At 44.1% G+C, this 18,631-nt stretch carries 20 protein-coding genes; 13 read left to right on the top strand and 7 right to left on the bottom strand.

From position 1 onward, the window contains the following. Positions 1-67: 67 nt before the first annotated feature. Together F6J94_RS13755 and F6J94_RS13750 are read right to left on the bottom strand one after the other, a co-directional pair. Positions 68-283 carry a hypothetical protein gene (locus F6J94_RS13755; protein WP_293040911.1) on the bottom strand — a complete coding sequence of 72 codons (216 nt, stop codon included), beginning with the start codon at positions 281-283 and terminating at the stop codon, positions 68-70. Further along, on the bottom strand, positions 259-945 hold the full coding sequence (locus F6J94_RS13750; RefSeq protein WP_293040910.1) for a TIGR04283 family arsenosugar biosynthesis glycosyltransferase: 687 nt from the start codon (positions 943-945) through the stop codon (positions 259-261). The genes F6J94_RS13755 and F6J94_RS13750 overlap by 25 nt, the downstream gene beginning before the upstream one ends. Before the next feature lie 162 nt (positions 946-1,107). Between F6J94_RS13750 and F6J94_RS13745 the strand changes: the two genes are divergently transcribed. Then, entirely contained in the window at positions 1,108-1,695 is a 588-nt protein-coding gene (locus tag F6J94_RS13745; protein WP_293024203.1) for an IS607 family transposase, read from the top strand. 80 nt (positions 1,696-1,775) lie between these two features. Further along, positions 1,776-1,898, top strand: coding sequence for a hypothetical protein (locus F6J94_RS13740; RefSeq protein ID WP_293040908.1), 123 nt, complete (start codon positions 1,776-1,778; stop codon positions 1,896-1,898). On the opposite strand, the gene F6J94_RS13735 is transcribed toward F6J94_RS13740, so the two are convergent. Beyond that, on the bottom strand, positions 1,866-2,492 hold the full coding sequence (locus tag F6J94_RS13735; protein ID WP_364302608.1) for a TIGR04282 family arsenosugar biosynthesis glycosyltransferase: 627 nt from the start codon (positions 2,490-2,492) through the stop codon (positions 1,866-1,868). The genes F6J94_RS13740 and F6J94_RS13735 overlap by 33 nt on opposite strands. Continuing rightward, positions 2,440-2,598, bottom strand: a complete 159-nt coding sequence (locus F6J94_RS13730) for a hypothetical protein (protein ID WP_293024207.1) — start codon at positions 2,596-2,598, stop codon at positions 2,440-2,442. The genes F6J94_RS13735 and F6J94_RS13730 overlap by 53 nt, the downstream gene beginning before the upstream one ends. A gap of 43 nt (positions 2,599-2,641) precedes the next feature. Here F6J94_RS13730 and F6J94_RS13725 point away from each other — a divergent pair, with 43 nt between their 5' ends. Beyond that, positions 2,642-2,839, top strand: coding sequence for a hypothetical protein (locus tag F6J94_RS13725; RefSeq protein WP_293024209.1), 198 nt, complete (start codon positions 2,642-2,644; stop codon positions 2,837-2,839). Between the two features lies 1 nt (position 2,840). On the opposite strand, the gene F6J94_RS13720 is transcribed toward F6J94_RS13725, so the two are convergent. Beyond that, entirely contained in the window at positions 2,841-3,698 is an 858-nt protein-coding gene (locus tag F6J94_RS13720; RefSeq protein ID WP_293040904.1) for an AAA family ATPase, read from the bottom strand. A gap of 20 nt (positions 3,699-3,718) precedes the next feature. Between F6J94_RS13720 and F6J94_RS13715 the strand changes: the two genes are divergently transcribed. Beyond that, complete coding sequence (locus F6J94_RS13715) at positions 3,719-4,621, top strand: ParA family protein (protein ID WP_364302603.1); 903 nt, start codon at positions 3,719-3,721, stop codon at positions 4,619-4,621. 326 nt (positions 4,622-4,947) lie between these two features. After that, positions 4,948-5,424, top strand: a complete 477-nt coding sequence (locus tag F6J94_RS13710) for a TspO/MBR family protein (RefSeq protein ID WP_293040902.1) — start codon at positions 4,948-4,950, stop codon at positions 5,422-5,424. 178 nt (positions 5,425-5,602) lie between these two features. On the opposite strand, the gene F6J94_RS13705 is transcribed toward F6J94_RS13710, so the two are convergent. After that, positions 5,603-6,322 carry a pentapeptide repeat-containing protein gene (locus F6J94_RS13705; RefSeq protein WP_293024216.1) on the bottom strand — a complete coding sequence of 240 codons (720 nt, stop codon included), beginning with the start codon at positions 6,320-6,322 and terminating at the stop codon, positions 5,603-5,605. Between the two features lie 421 nt (positions 6,323-6,743). On the opposite strand from F6J94_RS13705, the gene F6J94_RS13700 reads away from it, so the two are divergent. Continuing rightward, positions 6,744-9,056 (top strand): serine/threonine phosphatase, encoded by a 2,313-nt coding sequence (locus F6J94_RS13700; protein ID WP_293040900.1) that lies wholly within the window; start codon positions 6,744-6,746, stop codon positions 9,054-9,056. A 200-nt stretch (positions 9,057-9,256) separates the two neighbouring features. Beyond that, positions 9,257-10,480, top strand: a complete 1,224-nt coding sequence (locus F6J94_RS13695; RefSeq protein ID WP_293040898.1) for a protein kinase — start codon at positions 9,257-9,259, stop codon at positions 10,478-10,480. A gap of 381 nt (positions 10,481-10,861) precedes the next feature. Here F6J94_RS13695 and F6J94_RS13690 read toward each other — a convergent pair whose 3' ends face one another. After that, on the bottom strand, positions 10,862-11,080 hold the full coding sequence (locus F6J94_RS13690) for a DUF4327 family protein (protein ID WP_071103068.1): 219 nt from the start codon (positions 11,078-11,080) through the stop codon (positions 10,862-10,864). A gap of 275 nt (positions 11,081-11,355) precedes the next feature. On the opposite strand from F6J94_RS13690, the gene F6J94_RS13685 reads away from it, so the two are divergent. From F6J94_RS13685 to F6J94_RS13660, 6 genes are all read left to right on the top strand, one after another. Further along, positions 11,356-13,293, top strand: a complete 1,938-nt coding sequence (locus F6J94_RS13685; RefSeq protein WP_293040896.1) for a S9 family peptidase — start codon at positions 11,356-11,358, stop codon at positions 13,291-13,293. Between the two features lie 151 nt (positions 13,294-13,444). Then, the gene (locus F6J94_RS13680) at positions 13,445-14,032 is read left to right on the top strand and encodes a rhomboid family intramembrane serine protease (RefSeq protein ID WP_293024226.1); all 588 of its coding nucleotides are present in this window, start codon (positions 13,445-13,447) and stop codon (positions 14,030-14,032) included. Between the two features lie 50 nt (positions 14,033-14,082). Then, positions 14,083-14,325, top strand: a complete 243-nt coding sequence (locus tag F6J94_RS13675; protein WP_008181697.1) for a TIGR02450 family Trp-rich protein — start codon at positions 14,083-14,085, stop codon at positions 14,323-14,325. A gap of 430 nt (positions 14,326-14,755) precedes the next feature. Continuing rightward, complete coding sequence (locus tag F6J94_RS13670) at positions 14,756-15,427, top strand: hypothetical protein (protein WP_293040894.1); 672 nt, start codon at positions 14,756-14,758, stop codon at positions 15,425-15,427. A gap of 147 nt (positions 15,428-15,574) precedes the next feature. Next, positions 15,575-17,986 carry an OmpA family protein gene (locus tag F6J94_RS13665; RefSeq protein ID WP_293040892.1) on the top strand — a complete coding sequence of 804 codons (2,412 nt, stop codon included), beginning with the start codon at positions 15,575-15,577 and terminating at the stop codon, positions 17,984-17,986. 287 nt (positions 17,987-18,273) lie between these two features. After that, positions 18,274-18,631, top strand: a 358-nt coding sequence (locus F6J94_RS13660) for a Rab family GTPase (RefSeq protein WP_293040891.1), incomplete at its 3' end; no start/stop codon positions are given.

The raw sequence follows: 18,631 nt of genomic DNA, 5'->3' as shown, positions 1-18,631 counted from the left end.
TGTATGACTATTTATAAAAAAATAGTGGGTACGCTTAGTATACAAAAGCTAATGATTTTATAAATAGTCACACATCGATTCCCAATTCCCGATTCCCAATTCCCGATTCCCCACTCCCGATTCCCGACTCCCGATTCCCGACTCCCGATTCCCGACTCCCGATTCCCGACTCCCGACTCCCGACTCCCGATTCCCGATTCCCAATTCCCGATTCCCGATTCCCGATTCCCGATTCCCAATTCCCGATTCCCGATTCCTTCACCCCTTTGCCCGACGATACCAACCCACAATCCGGTGAGGAGAAACCCCCAAATGATAGGCAACGATCACCAGTTGGTTAATTAATGTAGTTTTGACAACCCCCAAGGTCTGCCAGCGGCGTCCTGATGTTAAGACAGGTTGATTAAGGATAGTTATTTTACCTAGGTGGCGGAGGCGTCGCATCAAGTCAAAATCTTCCATAATCGGTAGATTAAGAAAACCACCAAGGTCTGTAAACACCTTAGTCTTGATAAAGATAGCTTGATCACCGTAAGGCAAAGAGCAAAAACGCGATCGCAAATTCACCATCCGTTCAATCAGCCTTACCCCCCGCAGGTTAGCATCAATGGCTAATTCAAAGGCACCAGCCACGGTGTCATAGTCTTGTAACCCTTGGCGAACTAACGTATCAAATCCTGTTGGTAAACGGGTATCAGCGTGGAGAAACAGTAGAATATCTCCGGTAGCCACCGCAGCCCCAGCATTCATTTGACTAGCGCGACCGGTACCAGCAGCTATAATCTTAGCACCCAGTGATTGTGCGATCGCAACGGTTTCATCATGACTGCCCCCATCTACCACAATCACTTCCACATTAGACGCTTCCCTAACCGTAGCCAAAGTATCAGCTATGTGACTAGCCTCATTCAGAACCGGGATGATAATTGAAATTTTTACTATCACGCAACAGCTTTAGCATTGTTTCTGACAAATTAGCATCCCTGACTAGGAAATAACCAATGTTCCCTTAATTTCTATCCATATTTAGACATTTATTACGTAATAGCGATATAATAAAAGGTAAACTAAATACAAACTAGATTCAAATAAGGTGAGAAATCCAACATGTCAGGGTTAACCATTAGTATTGGAGAAGCAGCCAGTGAGCTAGGAGTCTCAGTTAAAACCTTAAGGAGGTGGGCAGACGCAGGAAAGATTAGGTCACAACGTTCTCCCAGTGGCCATCGGCGATTTTATGTAGCCGATATCAAACACATTACACCACGGAATGTCGGTCAGATCGATGATCGCATAACCATTAACTATGCCCGTATTTCAGATCAAGACCAAAAAGAAGACTTAGTCAAGCAAATCAAAATTTTAGAGTCTTTTAGTACTGCTAATGGTTGGCAGTATGAAACAATTCAAGATTCAGGTGCCGGAATCAATTCCCAAAATAAAGGCTTACAGAAACTGCTCAAGCGCATCATGCAGGGGAATGTTGGCAGACTTGTCATTACTCACAAAGATAGGCTGCTTAGAGTTAGCGCTGAATTAGTCTTTGCTATGTGTGAAGAATTCAAGACAGAAGTAATAATTATCAACAAGTCATCAGAAGACATCAGCCTTGAACAAGAATTAGTTACAGACATGATGGAGCTGATTACAATATTTTCAGAAAAACTCCATAGTGCTAAAAGTTCCAAAATGTAAGCTATTAGCTATTAGCTATCAGTGATCAGCTATCAGCTATCAGCTATCAGCTTATGGGCTACATCACAGGCTAGAAGCCTGTGCCACGATTCCCGATTCCCGATTCCCGATTCCCGATTCCCGATTCCCTACTCCCTACTCCCTGTTCCCGATTCCCGATTCCCGATTCCCTACTCCCTACTCCCTACTCCCATCAAATTTGATACTACCCATAAATCCTCTGGGCGGTCAACATCAGTAAGCTCGGAAAGCATCGCCATAGTTAGGTTAAGACTGTTAGCAATATCCACCGTTTGCTGCAAAACCTCAGATGTGCCCCAACTCACTCCCACAAACAAATCTGGAATCAATCGACCTAGACCAACCAGATAGTAGCCACCATCCTTGGCTGGTCCAAGTACTAAATCATGATTGTCTAGAGCCTCAAATGCCTGATTCATCACCGAACTATTCAAATCGGGGCAATCAATACCAATGATCACAACTTTCGTCATACTTTCCGCAAACGATAACTCAAACGCTGAAGTGATTCGCTTGCCCAAATCCCCATCACTCTGAGGTTTACAGACCAGAGTCGAGCCTAACCAATTCTCCATTAGCTGTTGATTACCACCAGCAAAATCGATTTCTACAGACACAGGGCGACCAGTTGTTAATTCCTTGACCTGGGCAACAGTATGTTCGGTCATCCGACGTTGAAGGTTTGCCGCACCATCCGCTCCTAGAGCTGGTATCATCCGGGTTTTAGTCTTTCCGGGCTCTGGATAGCGGCTGAAAATAATTAGGCGTTCTGTCATTATCATTAATGTAAAGGGAGTAGGGAGTAGGGAGTAGGGAATCGGAACCCACCCCTAACCCCTCCCAGGAGGGGAACGGGAGTCGGGAGTCGGGATTAGGGGACAATAATTATCACAATTACTACACGGATTTTTATATAGCATTTATAATGCTATCACGAAAAATAATCTTAATTTATCATAACAGTAAAAACTCCTTTGATATCTTGACTACTGTTCCCTATTTCCTCTTACCTCTTACCTGCTCCCTACTCCCTACCGATTCGATTGACGATTCCCGATTCCCGATTCCCGATTCCCGATTTACCATCAATCTTATGTTCACCTATCAAATACAAACCCTATAGTTTACATGCCTATTTTTTCCAAAACTTCTTGGGCAAGAGACCTAAATTCTTCTGAAGCCATAGAATAGGGCTTATAATCCAACACAGACACAGGATACGGTATATCCTGATTGTCTACTTTTTCAACTTGTTCAGCACATTTTGCCAAATCATCTCGATCGAAAATAACACTCTTCATCACATCAAACCCATATCGTTCGGAAATTGCTTTTATCCGTTTTGGCAAGGTATGCTGTATAAACATATTATTGGTTGCTATTTTACAAGGCAACACTCCCAAAACCTTAAGGGGCGGCTTAATCTTGACTTGTTTTCTATAGCCATTAATCGCTCTGATGAAATCTTTCACATTCAGTAAGCCTTGATTAGAAAAAGGCTTGAGGTCTGAAGGAATGATTAAAAAGTCAGCAGTGATCAAAGCAATTCTAGCATATAAATTCCAAGAGGGAGGGGTATCAATAATTACCACATCATAGTAAGTTTTAACATCCTCTAGTTTATCCATCAGCATGAGCAGGCTAAAATCAAGCTGATTCATATCAAGTTCATATTTCATCAGATCGATGTGAGCAGGAACCACATCAATTTCTGGATTGCTGAATTCAGATTTTCTAGCTACTTCCGAGATTGAGAAGAATTCCTCAGATTGCAAAACATGGAGAATATTACACTCTTTGATATCATCAAATGCTTCGTCATGAAATTTAACCAGTCCGGTAGCAAAGGTAGCATTAGCTTGGCTATCAAGATCGATGACAAGCACTTTTTTGCGGTTTTTTCGGATAGCTGCCCCTAGGTTAACCACCGTTGTGGTTTTCCCCACGCCGCCTTTGTTATGGTATACTGCAATGACTTTCACGTTATATTACCTCTTTCTTTTTGTCAAAACTGGGATACACCATTTCCATAGTCAATATGAAAGGCGGTGTTGGCAAGACTACCACCACCGTCAACCTTGCTACCTGTCTTGCCAAAGATTATGGCATGCGAGTATTAATCGTAGATCTCGATACCCAGATTAATGCTACCCTAAGCCTGATGCCTCCAGTCCAATTTGCTAAACTCAAGAAGGAAGACCGAACCTTAAAAAAAATAATTAATCAAGTCATTCAGTCACCCACTCAGGCATATATTCCCATTGAACAAGCGATTCAGCGCAATATTTGTCGAGTCGATGGACTAGATTTATTGCCAGGGGATATCGAAACCTACAATGATTTTCTATTGGCTGCATTGCTGTTTTCTCAGTCAAAGGATAATCCCCAAGAGTTTGAAAACAACTGGAATCAGCTAGAGAATTATTTAATTAAGCGTGCCCTTGAGCCAGTTCAACAAACCTACGATTTTATTCTATTGGATTTCCCTCCAAGTGAGAATATTATCACTCGTAGTGGAATTATTGCTAGTGATTTTTATATCATTCCTGCCAAACCTGAACCCTTATCAGTGGTTGGGATTGGCATCCTGGAAGAAGGTCAGATCAAAAAGCTCGTACAAAGCGATCGCTCTGGCATAACCCTGATTGGGATTCTGTTTTTCTCCCTTGGTCACGCCACCAATATGGCTACACAAGTCAAGAACCGATTGACCGATAATTTTGGGAAAGACAAAATTTTTAGTATAGAAATTCCCAGGAATGTTGCGGTTGCCAAAGCCGTGGATGAGTTTCGACCGGTAGTCATCAATGAACCCCAAGCAACTGGAGCCAAAGCCTTTACTGAATTCACGGCAGAATTTATCCAAAAATTATCAAGTATTATAACAAATAAATCTAAGAACTAGTTGAGCAGAAGGGTGTAATCGGGAATCGGGAATCGGGAATCGGGAATTGGGAATCGGGAATTGGGAATCGGGAATCGGGGTAAGAGTGTGGGGAGAGGAGGGAAGACGTATTTTTCGATTATTTTAGTATACAGCGCTTTTCATAACTATAAGCTACATAGGTTTTTTCCCAGATCCGCTGTTCTCTGTTCCCAGATCCGCTGTTCCCAGATCCGCTGTTCCCTAAAACCGAGGAATCTGTCCCTCATACCCTTTAAAACCGCTATATTCAAGACATTTTTGCTCATTTTTGAGGAAATTGGGAATTTAGGAGCAAGGCCAAAATCATGATTAAATCTTGGATGGTAATTGGACTGGTAACCCTGCTAGTAGCATTTGCTGGTAACTTAATCACCACACCCGAAGGAGTCAGATGGTTCTATCGCCTACGTCGTCCGCAATGGCTCACCTTCGAGAGAGCAATTCCCCTGATCTGGATAACTATCTTTATTTGCGGTGCTTGGTCAGCGTATATAGTTTGGGAAAATGACCCAGGTAGCCGAAGCACCTGGTTGCTGATGGGTTTATATCTACTACTAGAAATCATCACCATCGCTTATACACCCGTGATGTTCCTATTTCGTAGCCTCACAGTTGGCACCATTATTGGTGGCACAGGTGCCTTATTAAGTCTTATCCTGGCTTTACTGATTTATCCCGTATCCCTGGTGGCGTTTTTGTTACTACTTCCCTACATAATTTGGAGTCCGATTGGTACCTACACCACCTGGGAAATGAGGCGACTTAATCCAGGAGCAGCCTAATTTTTGGCGTTGCTTAATAATGGAATGATTTTAAGCGTTTTTAGGTGCGCTTGACCTAGGCACATCAGGCGTGGAACTGGCATCTTGCCAGTTTCAATATATTTTCTGGCGGGCAGGATGCCCACTCTACTCCTATTCATCGCTTGATTCACCAACGCCTAATTTTTTTTACCAGAAATTAGTAATCATCTGTGCCATAAACAGTTTTCCCATCAGGCATAACCGCAAATTGTAAATCAGCACCTTTTAGATTAGTACCCTTCAATACCGCATCTTGCAAATTGGCGTAACGCAAATTAGCTTTATAAAGGTTGGCACTAGTTAGATTAGCCTCCCTCAAAATTGCACCATAAATACTAGCATGACTCAAGTCAGCATGCTCCATATTGGCACCAGTCAAGTCAGCTTCTCGAAGCTCAGTACGATTAAGAATAGCAGCACTTAAATCAGCATTAGCCAATCGGATATTGAGCAGATTAGCATCACTGAGATCAGCACCTTTCAAGTTAGTATCTTTAAAATCAGCGCCATCTAAGTCAGCAGAGGTTAACTTCGCATTTTCCAAACGAGCACCAATCACTTTAGCATCTTTGAGTTTAGCCTTCTCTAGGTTACTATCGGATAAGTTAGCTTGGCTAAAGTCAGCTCTGCTAAAGTCAACTCCACTTAAGTCAACTCCACTCAAATCAAAACCCATGAGATCACACTCTACACAGGTCTTAGTTTTTAAGATTAATTCAAGCTTTTTTGTCTTGGCTTGTTGATGTTGAATGGTCTTACTGGAGTTATCATTAGTTTTTAGGGATATGCTGACCGGTTGCGCAGATGATAGATGAAGAGCAATTGCTATAGTTACCCCTAAGATAGCAGCAATGATTAAAGATAGCTTAATGTTCATAAACAAAAGCTTGCCCAGATTGACCCGAGAGTAGAAGCTCTACTGAGATAGATATAATATATTATTAGCCATACCGCCAAAAAAGTTTAAAGTTTTGTGTATAACAATAGCAGCTGTTTGCTGTAGTAAGAGGAGAGGCTTTGCCATAAGGGAGCGATAATAGAGCTAGTTTCCCGTTTGGTTGTTATCCCCCCTATGCTCCCTGGGTAGACTATAGGGTGTAGCCTAGAAAAAAAATAGTTACTTAAAAAATTTCTTTAATTATAGCATGACATGGCACGAGAGCGTAAAAATTGTAATCAGGCTATGCTGCTAAAAGCTGCCATTATAGATTACAGCGTGGCCAACTAGATGGCAGTTAGATTAAATCTTAAAAGTTACCCACCAAAGCGCGGAATTTAAGGATTAAGGAAGTTCCATTATGTTAGTTTGTCCCCAGTGTCAGTTCGAGAACCCAAATACCAACAAGTTTTGTCAACGATGTGGAACTTCCCTAACCGATAAAACTTGTCATGAATGCGCTAGCCAAGTGCCCCTAAATGCTGAAACTTGTCACAACTGCGGTGCGTTCACAGGAACGGTTTGGAGGGCAATTATTTCTAAGCAGCAAAATTCGGCAACCTCCCCGCAGTATTCTCCTCAAACCCCAGTTGAGGTGTCAACTGATCAGGCTACGGCAGTAGCGGTGTCGCAACCAGAGTCTGACCAGACCGAGAGGGAACTAACCCAGCCAGCATCATTCCTAGAAACAAGACAAGAGTGGCTAACGGAATCGGATACTATACTAACAGAGCCAGGGGATGATGGCACCTTGTCCCAAGCATCAACAGTCAACGCTGATGAAGCATCGATAAACAACAGAGGTGGCTGTGATCAAGTGGAACTAGAATCTGGAGAGGAGCCATTACTAGAGATTAGCCCAATACAGAAGAAACCTCAATCTACTGAAGCTTCCACCTGGTCAATTCTTAATCTCGAAAACCCAACTTCAGAAACAGCAACAATTGTCTATCTAGACCAAGGTAAGCGTTACAGAGTACTAGAACCTGAGAAACTCTCTCAGATAGGGGAAAGTAAGACAACAGACCATAGTATCTTTGTCACAGTTTTGGACTGCCAACCGTTACAAAAGTCTCCCCTAGAAACCCTGATTAATCAAACAAAATTGTCTCCAGAGAAATTCGATATATCGACAACCCAAGAGCAGCCAAAACCTTCCTCGAAAGAAAACGTAGACGTTTGGAAAGTCCTAGATATCCCACAGAGTGCTAAACCCTATTTGGCTCTCAAGGACTTATGTTATCCTAGTGTGCCAGAAATTCATGATGTTTGGCAGCAAAATGGTAAGGCGATAATCCTGCTAGAAAACCGTTCAGAATGGCAGTTACTGAGTAAGTTGTGGGGGTCAGAAGAGTTTTCTAAACTGCAAATCCTATACTGGCTCGATGAAATGGCAAAGCTTTGGCAAGCTCTAGAGCCTTGGCATTGTCGTCAGAGTCTGTTGGAACTGACGAATCTCCGGGTGGATGAAGACCAAGCACTAGGTTTGGAGCGTCTATATCCGGATATGGAGGAAAATCCGCTAACCTTAGAGGATTTGGGACAACTGTGGCAACGATTATTTAACGAGTCCCAGCGAACCCAATTTACCTCCTTGTCAACGGTTGTCCGGCAGTTGTGTACTAAGGAAATTGAAACCATTGAGGAATTGCGATCGCATCTGCAAGGGATTGCTGACGAACAAGAATCTGACCCATACGAATCCGGTATGGAATTAACTGAGGCTGTACTCTCAGAAATGGCAACGGCAGACACTGAACCTCCTGATAGCCAGGAATTATTGTCTGATCTACCAGGAAAAGAGCAACAAGGGGATGACATGCCAACGGTACTGTTGCCAATGAGCTTGCAGAGTCTCGATGATCTCGGTAGTACAGATATTGGTCATCAAAGAGATCATAATGAGGATTGTTTTGGCATCGAGACCCAACTCAAAAAGCAGGAAAATCCCATTGGTCGAACTATACAAGCTCGTGGTTTATATATTCTCTGCGATGGCATGGGAGGGCATGCGGCTGGGGAAGTAGCCAGTTCTATGGCAGTAGAGGTACTCCAGAATTACTTTAAACAAAATTGGCAAGACGAGTTTCCCACAGAAGATAGTCTCAGGAAATCGGTATATGTAACAAATCAAGCGATTTTCGATATCAACCAACAAAATGCTCGCTCTGGCAGCGGTCGCATGGGTACGACTCTAGTCATGATGTTGATTCAAAATACCAAGGTAGGGATTGTCCATGTCGGAGATAGTCGGGTCTATCGTCTAACTCGCAAACGGGGCTTAGAGCAAATCACTATAGACCACGAGGTGGGTCAACGAGAAATCCAGCACGGAGTAGATCCAGAGCTGGCTTACTCTCGCCCTGATGCCTATCAACTAACTCAAGCCCTTGGACCGCGCAGTGAGCAATTCCTAAATCCGGATGTGCAATTCATAGATATCGCAGAAGATACTATATTCTTACTTTGTTCTGATGGTTTGTCAGATAATGACCTGTTGGAAAATCACTGGCAAACTCACTTAGCGCCTTTACTAAGTTCCCGAGCTAGCCTCGATCAGGGTCTGGCTAACTTGATTGAGCTGGCAAATGAGCATAATGGTCACGACAACATTACACTAATCCTAGTTCGGGTGAAGGTGCGACCAAACTTGGCTCAACCAAAATTACATTAGGTGATTAGTTGTATGTGATTAGTCATTAGTTGTATGTGATTAGTCATTAGGTGATTAGTTGTATGTGATTAGTAGCTGCCAGTAGATTCTAGTTAGTCACTTTGGACAAAGGATAAAACCGACAAAGGATAAAACCCACAAAGGATAAAACCCACAAAGGATAAAACCCACAAAGGACTTTGGACAAAGGACAACTGACTATGGTCACACTGACCCTATTAGATCCGTTAAGCCCCACTCCAGTGCAGCAGTGGAGCTTTCAGAGCAAATCTACGATTCGCATTGGTCGTGCTCCTGATAATGATGTGATTGTCGATGACCCGATCGTGTCACGACATCACCTGGAACTCAGGGCTAGTGCTTCCCCATCGGGTCCGATGTGGCAGTTGGTCAATCAGGGTGCCAATGGCACCTTCCTCAATGGTGTCTTGGTTTCCCAGGGGGTGCTGCCGGAAAAGGCTCTGATTCAGCTAGCCCAGAAAGGTCCGAGGCTGGAATTCCAAGTTCAAACCCAGCAACTACCTTCCCTAGCACCCAAGCCCTTGACTGAGACTACTAAGCCATGCCAACACCAAGGCAATGCACCAGGCAATTTGTTCTGTATTCACTGTGGTCAACCCTTGGTGCCAGTCGAGGGAGTCATTCGCAACTACCATGTTTTGCGGACATTGGGACAGGGGGGAATGGGAACCACTTATCTTGCCTGGGACAAAGTTAACAGCAAGGATGGATACCCACTCCTACTAGTACTGAAGGAAATGAATGCTGACATGGCTCAAATTTCCAAGGCTCAAGAACTGTTTGAACGAGAGGCTCGCACCCTGAAAACCCTGAATCATCCCGGAATTCCGCAGTATTACGACTTTTTTGTGGAAGGGGGGAAAAAATACTTAGCAATGGCTCTGATCCACGGTGAAGATTTAGAAAAACGTGTCTTGAGCACTGGACCAATCACCTTGCCCCAGGCAGTAGAGTGGATGATTCAGACTTGCGATATCTTAGACTACATCCACGACCGCCAGCCGCCTCTAATCCACCGAGACGTTAAGCCCGCGAATTTGATGGTGCGCCATCGAGATAACCGAATTGTGATGTTGGATTTCGGTGCTGTTAAAGAAATTGGCACAATACCAGGCACACGGATTGGTGCCGAGGGATATAGTGCTCCTGAACAAGACCGAGGTCAGCCTTGCACTCAATCGGATCTTTACGCCATTGGCCCAACTCTAATATTTCTGCTCACCGGGGAAGCTCCTCTAAAGTATTATCAAAGGCGTAGTTCAGGATATCGGTTTGATGTATCAGGCGTTCCCACTGTTACTCCCCAATTAAGGCAAGTAATTGAGCGGGTTTGCCAACCAAGAGCTTGCGATCGCTACCAAACGGCAAAAGAGCTGATCCAGGCTTTGGTTGCTTGTATTTAGGAGTCGGCGTCTTAGAATATGAGCAGAAATTTCACGGCCAGAATTTGGCGATCCCTAGTGATTAGGATAAGGGGGGGCAAGGGAATCAAGAAAGGATATACTAACCTACCCGCGCTGTATCCTCATCCATAGCCAAGCTCCACCGATTGAAGCGTGGACACCAAACGGGAGCGAAACAAGTCAGATCAAGTCCGGTTAATTACTTCTAAAAATGGTTGATCCCCGTTGATCGCCTTTTGTCAATTGTCAATTTTCTATTGTTAATAGCAAATTGTTAATAGCAAATTGACCACTGACAAGTTTTAATTGTCAATTTTCTGTCAATTTTCATTCTTACGAACAACAGAGATCGATAAGTACTTAACCTGACACTGGATCAGATCATTCTTCGTCCCAGGCTTCCACAGCTAGTAAGTCACTGATCGGGTCTTGCATGGTAAACCCGAATTCAGTCAGTTCCTGTTTCCAGTGGGACCATTTGTCCCCATAGAGCAGGGCAATTTTCCAAAGGCTGTCACTGGGTTTAATAATATTGGATTCAGCCAGTGAACGCACATGGCGTTGCAACTTCACCATGGGGTGAGTAACTGTTTGAGTCATACTCTAAAATCTCTAAATCAATTCTGTTGTTGGATTGGCTTTTGCTAATACCTGAACTACAATGCTTCCCCTTTGCGTTAATGCGCCGATCTGTAGAGTTTTGTACGGCAAGGAAGCCCCTCTATACTCTTTTAGCGCAATCGGATGCATTTAAGCAAGCCCGATTTGGGTAAATGTACGGGAATCCCTACTTTAACGCTAACCATGGACACGTAGTCAGGTTATGATAGTAGATAGAGCCCAAGCAAGTTAGAGGCAATTACAGCAGTTTTTCCATGACCCAACCACCACACCTTGTTCCCTATGGTTCCTGGAAATCCCCTATTACCGCTGACATGATTGTTCAAAGCAGCGTTAGGTTGGGCAGCATTGCCCTTGATGAAAAGGATGTTTACTGGATTGAAGGGCGACCTGCGGAAGCTGGACGCAATGTAATCGTGCGACGCACCCCTGATGGCAAAACTGTTGATCTGACTCCCGAGCGCTTCAATGCTCGTACTCGGGTTAACGAGTATGGTGGTGGTGCTTTTGCGGTTAAGGATGGCACAATTTACTTCTCTAATTTTGCTGACCAACGTCTGTACCAACAAACCCCAAGCTCAAAACCCCAACCCCTAACCCCCATAGCTAACTGGCGCTATGGTGATGGGGTAATTGACCAGCAACGGGGACGTATAATCTGTGTGGGAGAAAACCACACGGTGGATGGGGAACCAGTCAATACCTTGGTTAGCATCAGCCAAGAAAACGGTGAAGATATTCAAGTGCTAGCCTCTGGCTGTGACTTTTACTCCTCGCCGCGCCTAAGTCCGGATTCCTCTAAACTCGCTTGGCTAACCTGGAATCACCCCCATATGCCCTGGGATGGTACTCAACTATGGGTAGCTCCAATCTTAACCGATGGTTCTATAGGTGTTGCAGAGCCTATTGCTGGTGGGGGGGATGAGTCGGTATTTCAGCCAGAGTGGTCACCAGATGGTGTCCTTTACTTTGTTTGCGATCGCACTAATTGGTGGAATCTCTACCGCTGGCAACCAAGCCAAGGGGCAATCGAACCCCTGTGTGAAATGGAAGCCGAGTTTGGACTACCCCAGTGGGTCTTTGGTATGTCTACTTATGGCTTCGATGGTGCCAATCGAATCATATGTACCTATACTCAGGAAGGAAACTGGCATTTAGCTAGTATTGACCTAAAAACGAAGCAGCGGTCGGTGATTGCTACACCATACACCAGTATTTCCGACCTAAAGGTAGCTGATAATCAAGCGGTTTTTATCGCTGGTTCTGTAACAGAAGCAAGCGCTATTGTTCAGTTGGACTTGACAAATGGACAAATAAATGTACTGAGGAGTAAGCGTGAGTTAGCTATCGATACTGGCTATCTATCGCAGCCTGAAGCGATCGCATTTCCCACAACTAATGGACTGACCGCCTATGGTTTATTCTACCCACCACAAAACAAAGACTACACTGCACCAACCTCCGAAAAACCACCCCTAATTGTCAAAAGCCACGGTGGACCTACGGCAGCGACTTCCAGTACCTTTAACCTAAAAATTCAATACTGGACCTCTCGTGGTTTTGCCATCCTAGATGTCAACTATGGAGGCAGTACTGGCTATGGGCGGGACTATCGTCAACGCCTTAAAAACAACTGGGGAATTGTGGATGTTGATGACTGCACCAATGGAGCAAAGTACCTAGCTGAGCAAGGACTAGTTGATGGTGAGCGACTGGCCATTGCAGGGGGAAGTGCTGGGGGTTATACAACTCTAGCTGCTCTGACATTCCGAGATGTGTTTAAAGCTGGCGCTAGCTACTACGGTGTAAGTGATTTGGAGGTACTAGCCAAGGATACCCACAAATTTGAATCCCGGTATCTAGATGGCTTGATCGGTCCTTATCCAGAACGTAAAGATTTATATCAACAGCGATCGCCTATTCATTTCACAGACCAACTTTCGTGTCCTGTAATTTTCTTCCAGGGGCTAGAAGACAAGGTAGTCCCCCCTAACCAAGCAGAAATGATGGTGGCAGCTTTGAAGGCTAAGGGGTTACCTGTAGCCTATGTTACCTATGAAGGGGAGCAACACGGTTTTCGTAAAGCAGAAACGATTAAACGGACTCTGGAAGGGGAGTTGTATTTTTACTCCCGGGTATTTGGATTTGAGCTAGCAGAGGCGATAGAACCTGTAAATATTTATAATTATTAGTTATTAGTTGAGTTATTAGTCATTAGTCATTGGTTAATTGCCTTGATCAATTAAGTTAGTCTGTAGACATGGAGCAACACCTGCGAAGTAAGCCAATGTCAGTATTTGTCTATTGGTTTCGATATTATTGTTCACCATAAACTCATCAACAATGACTAGGCAGGAAAGACAATCAATAACCAGTGAGTTACAAACTCAGGCAATCATTCTCGGTGGATGGGTCGCTCTGATGTGGATTGTAGAGCTGGTGGATATATTCATTTTTGGAAGGAAACTTGATCTATATGGCATCATTCCCCGCAACCCAATTGGGCTGCGGGGTATTTTATTTGCCCCTTTTCTCCACGGTGGTTTTTCTCATCTGATTTCCAACACTATACCTTTTCTTGTCCTAGGCTGGTTTGTAATGTTGCAAGAAACTAGCGACTTTTTCGTAGTTACCAGCATCACCATGGTGGTTGGTGGTCTTGGGGTTTGGCTGTTGGGCGCTCCCAATTCAGTTCACATTGGGGCAAGTGTGCTGATCTTTGGCTACCTAGGTTTTCTGCTATTTAGAGGCTTCTTTGAACGAAACCTACCCTCAATTTTTCTATCAATTCTAGTCGGCTTCCTCTATGGTGGTTTAGTTTGGGGTGTCTTACCTTCACAGCCCCATGTATCTTGGCAAGGACATTTATTTGGTTTTATCGGCGGTATCCTAGCCGCACGTCTACTGGCAAGGCGTAAACTCTCTTCGTAGTGCTAAGTTGTGAGTGCTCAGTGGGAAAGTGAAACCAGACCATACAGGAAATGGCTCAAAAACAGAAATTCCCTCATCTTGTGGGTTCAAAATGGACAGCTAAACAGAAAACTTGGGGCTGGCGGCATTTCCAAGTGGTCAATCGTAAAAACCAAGGAAAGTGGGTGTTTGCTGAAATGGTGGCTTCTTGTGACCCGAATGTCCGTTTTTGGCTGAATGCTAAACAGCTTAAAGATCCTGGCTTGTGGCAAGCAGGCTGGAAATCTTTAGCCGAAATCGAAAGCGAAGAGTAACCAATCCCCGTTGATATAGTATCAACGGGGATTTTGAATCAAAATCTCCTAAAAATCTGTCCCATCTGGCGATATCCCTATCTCCCCATCAATCTACAAGATTGATGGGTATTCAACCGGACTTGATATAAGACGGAACTTTCATGCCCATGCATAAATCCCACAAGCTTCCAGTTTCCCCTGACCAACCCCCTACTCGGTCAAGCAGAAATCCTTGGTGCAGATGATTAAGGGTATTGGCTTTAAGCTAATAGTAATAGGTTTTAGGTATTTTGTATCGTTAGTGATGGGGGTAAAGATGTTTGTCACACAACGGTTCCGGTTGAAAGCAGCATCTGATTGATAACATAAATGGCACGCTCCTTGAATTCAAGGCAAGCTAGTAATTGTTTATGGTTAAGTGTTTATTGTTTATTTGAGTTTTATGGTCATGGATGGAATCAATAAAGCAGAAATGCGGGAAAGACTGGGAAATCTTGAGAAGATACGTGATATAATAGTAGGCTCTAAGCTGCGAGAGTATGATACTCGCTTCACGAAGATAGAGTCTGACTTATCTATGTGGCAGCAGGAAATACGCGATCGCGTTGAGCAGATCAAAACGACTCTCTCAAAAGAAATGGCTGCTGCTGTAGATTCCCTGGAAAAAAAAATAAGTACTCTTAGTTTAACTGCAGCCGAAGAGAGGAATGAGATTCAGGAGCGGGTTGAGCTGCTCAACAAAAAGTTTTCTAAGAGTATTGAGGTGCTCGACGAGACAGTCTACAAGCAGTCAACCTCCCTAAAGAAGGAACTTTCAAAAACTAAAGAACAGCATCAGCAAGATGTGATCAATCTCAGAAAGCAGATCTTGGCCGAGCTGGAAACTAAATTTGCACAGCTCAAAGATGCCAAAGCCTCGAAAGCAGATCTCGGAGACATGTTGTTAGAGTTGGGTTTGAGGCTCAAAGGGACTGAATTGGTTCCAGCACTCAAAGAAGCTAGTGATGGGTGGTCTGGGTTACCACAGACCAAAGGTCATAATGGTACGGTCATGGAGAAAACTGCTACTAATGATGACGAGCATCTCCAGTTAATCAAGCAAACTCAGACTTTGGAATAGACTTGGCACAGTCCGGCAATGTCAGTAACAAAAATTAACTTGATTTTCTCGCTAAGATTAGTTTTAAATCAAGGTGCGTTCGCGTAGCGGCTCTTTCAGAGCATCGCTGATTTTTGCAAAAGGTTAAATAGTAACGGATAGCCACCAGTGGCATTTTCAAACCAAAATCCGGCTGATGCCTCTCAGCCGGAAAATTCTAGATCAGAGTCAATTGAGGTCAATTCGAGTACAGAAGACGAGTTGAAGGATTTACTTAATTTACTCGTTGACCTCAAGATTATTGATCACAGGGATAAACCTAGCCAACATCCTAACTCTAAGCAGCAAGGGATGACCTCTGATCAGCGAGACACTATTAAACAATCCGATTCATCCGGTGACCTTGAGGTTCCGGCTATTGAACCTCAAACTGACCGTGGGAGTAGCAGCCTCCCGTCTAGGGTTCAGGAGAAAGAACCATTAGCTCAAGAAAGGGATCAACCCCAATCCTTCGGTGTCAAAGTTTTTCCCGATCAGAACCCATCACCACAGCTTCCTACACCAAAGGAGCATCTGCCGCAAATGCCTCAAAATTCCGAAGATCCAGTATTAGCTGAGAAGTTAGTCCAATCCGAAACCACAAAAACCAACCAAGACCTGCAATCAAAGTCTGATCACGACACCTCCCAGGAATTAGACACCTTGGCTGAGATTTTACAAGAACTGGTGATATCTCCAGAAATGGCAGAGTTTCGTGACCAGATAGAAAGGCTAGCCCAGAGACAAGGCAGGCTTGAGCATCGGATTTATCAACCTCAAGAATTGATTAATCTATTGCTACCAGTGATGGCTAAGCTCCTGGATCTCACAGTAGCTCAGTTCAGTACCTCGGTTACCGATTCCCTGACTCCCATCATTGATGAAGTCATTGACCACAGAACTCAACAGGATAAAGTGTGTGTGGGAGAAGCGATCGCTCCGGCAGTTCCAATAGCTATTTCCTCCCGGATCATGGAGTGTCCAGAGGAAGTTGGGTTTGCGATCGCACCAGAAATGGCAGCAGCGATCCGGCAACAGATTATAATTGAGCGAGACGCCATGGTAAATGCTCTGTATCCGGTCATTGGCAGTACCATTTCCACATACTTAGCAGAAGAAATCCGAGCTATCAATGAGAAACTGGAAAATGCCCTCAGCGTTGAAGCAATTAAGCGCAAGATTCGCGCTAAGGTGCAGGGAGTTTCTGAAGCGGAATTGCTGTTTCGGGAGGTGATGCTGTTTCGGGCGCGAGCGATCTTTTTGATTCATAAAGACTCTGGTTTAGTGATTGCTGAGGTACAACCCTCTGACAGCCAGCACCTAGAGTCAGATATGGTAGCAGGGATGCTCACCGCTATCCGTAGCTTTGTCAATGACTGTATCGCTCAGTCTGGGGATGTGGCAGAAATCGATGCTATTGACTATGGTACATCCAAGATCATCCTGGAAGTAGAGGGATACTGCTACCTGGCGGTGTTAGTTCAAGGGGAACCCACCCACCAGTTCATTAATCAGTTGCGGGAAAGCCTAGAAACTATTATTACCCATTATGGTAAACCGATCAAGTCTTTTGATGGATATCATACAACTATCCCGGTGGGAGTCAAGGGAATTTTACAAAATTTATTAGATCAATCCCTTAGTCAAGGGCGTCGTGATACTCAGGAAAATCGGAAAAAAGGCAAGAAACCGCCAGCCTTATTGGTGGTTGGCTTGGGGCTTCTGGGTTTAATCGCTGTATTTGGGGGAATTTATCAGCATAGGGCTAAAATAAACCGTCGCATTGAGCAAAAAACTCAACTTGCCCTCGCCTATTATGCCCCAGAAGTGTCTGATTATGGTTTAACAGTTAAAGCCAATCGCCAGAGACTAAAGCTAGCTGGACAGCTACCGAATCAGGCTCTGCGCTCAAACGTCGAGCAAATTGCCAAAGCTGCGGCCCCTAACTTAGCGTTGGATAATCGAATTGAGGTGATCGAACTCCCTTATACTGATGAGTTAACCAAAGCTCAAGTCCAACGGGTGAGAAACACCTTGAATCAAATGGATGGAGTGGTAATTGTAGCATCTTATACAGAAGGCAGGGTGACCGTAAAAGGAGCGATACTCTATGCTAAAGATTTCCCTAAGATTACCGAAGCCTTTGAGAACATTCCTGGTGTCAAGTCGGTCGAGAACAATTTACAACTCCACGGATCAGACCTTACCAGCCGGATCTACTTTGATCTTGGTTCAGCCCAGTTGAAACCAGAGGATATAGGCACTAAAATCCGATCAATTAAGGAATTTCTGGAGCGGTATCCTCAAAAGCACCTGAGGATAATCGGCTACGCCGATCCTAGGGGTCAACTTACCGAAAATCAGGGATTGGCACAACAACGAGCCCAAATGGTAAAAGATGTGCTTGTTCAGCAAGGCATTGATCCCAAGCGGCTGCAAGTGCGTGGGGTTGGCAAACGCCCCCCAGATGTTGATGCTAGTCAACCGCTGTGGTTAAATCGATGTGTCGTATTTGATCCGTTTACCAAGAAATCCAGTTGAAAGCCCCTTTGGTTTAGCTAGGAGATCACAACAAGTTATGGACTTTAGTCCCTTGTATATTAAATGTGTATTAAATCTCAAATCAGGAGGTGATCCAACTACTGCAATAGATCACTAACACTAAAACCATAGTGCTGTCTGGGAACATACGGTCGGTGAGCAATTAGGTGTTCAAGTCCGCTGAAGAAATCATATCGTAAACTTGTTCAGATGTGGAGCCACGCCCATCTCTTAACAACTGTTTACAATCCCCGAGAGTTCAAACCAGTTGTCAGCAACCAGTAACAATGTCCACTATTGATCGAAAAATTTGCCTAGTTGGAGACTTTGGTGTAGGCAAAACTAGCCTAATCCGCCGATTTGTGGAGGGTGTGTTTAGTGACCAATATCTTTCAACAGTCGGAGTGAAAATTTCCCGCAAAATCATAAAATTTAAGGATGAAACCCGATCAGAACTGCTGGATATAAAATTGATGATTTGGGATTTAGAAGGTCATACTAAATTTAAGGGAATTTCACCAACTTATTTAAAAGGAGCTCAGGGTGCAATTATTGTTGCTGATGTAACTCGCATGGAAACCATTGAGCACATTGTTCATCATATCGATCTGTTTTTATCAATCAACCCTTTGGGATTGATGGATA

This window comes from Moorena sp. SIO1F2, assembly GCF_010672755.1.
In the GTDB taxonomy this organism is placed as follows: domain Bacteria; phylum Cyanobacteriota; class Cyanobacteriia; order Cyanobacteriales; family Coleofasciculaceae; genus Moorena.
This window is presented reverse-complemented; position numbering and strand designations above follow the sequence as displayed.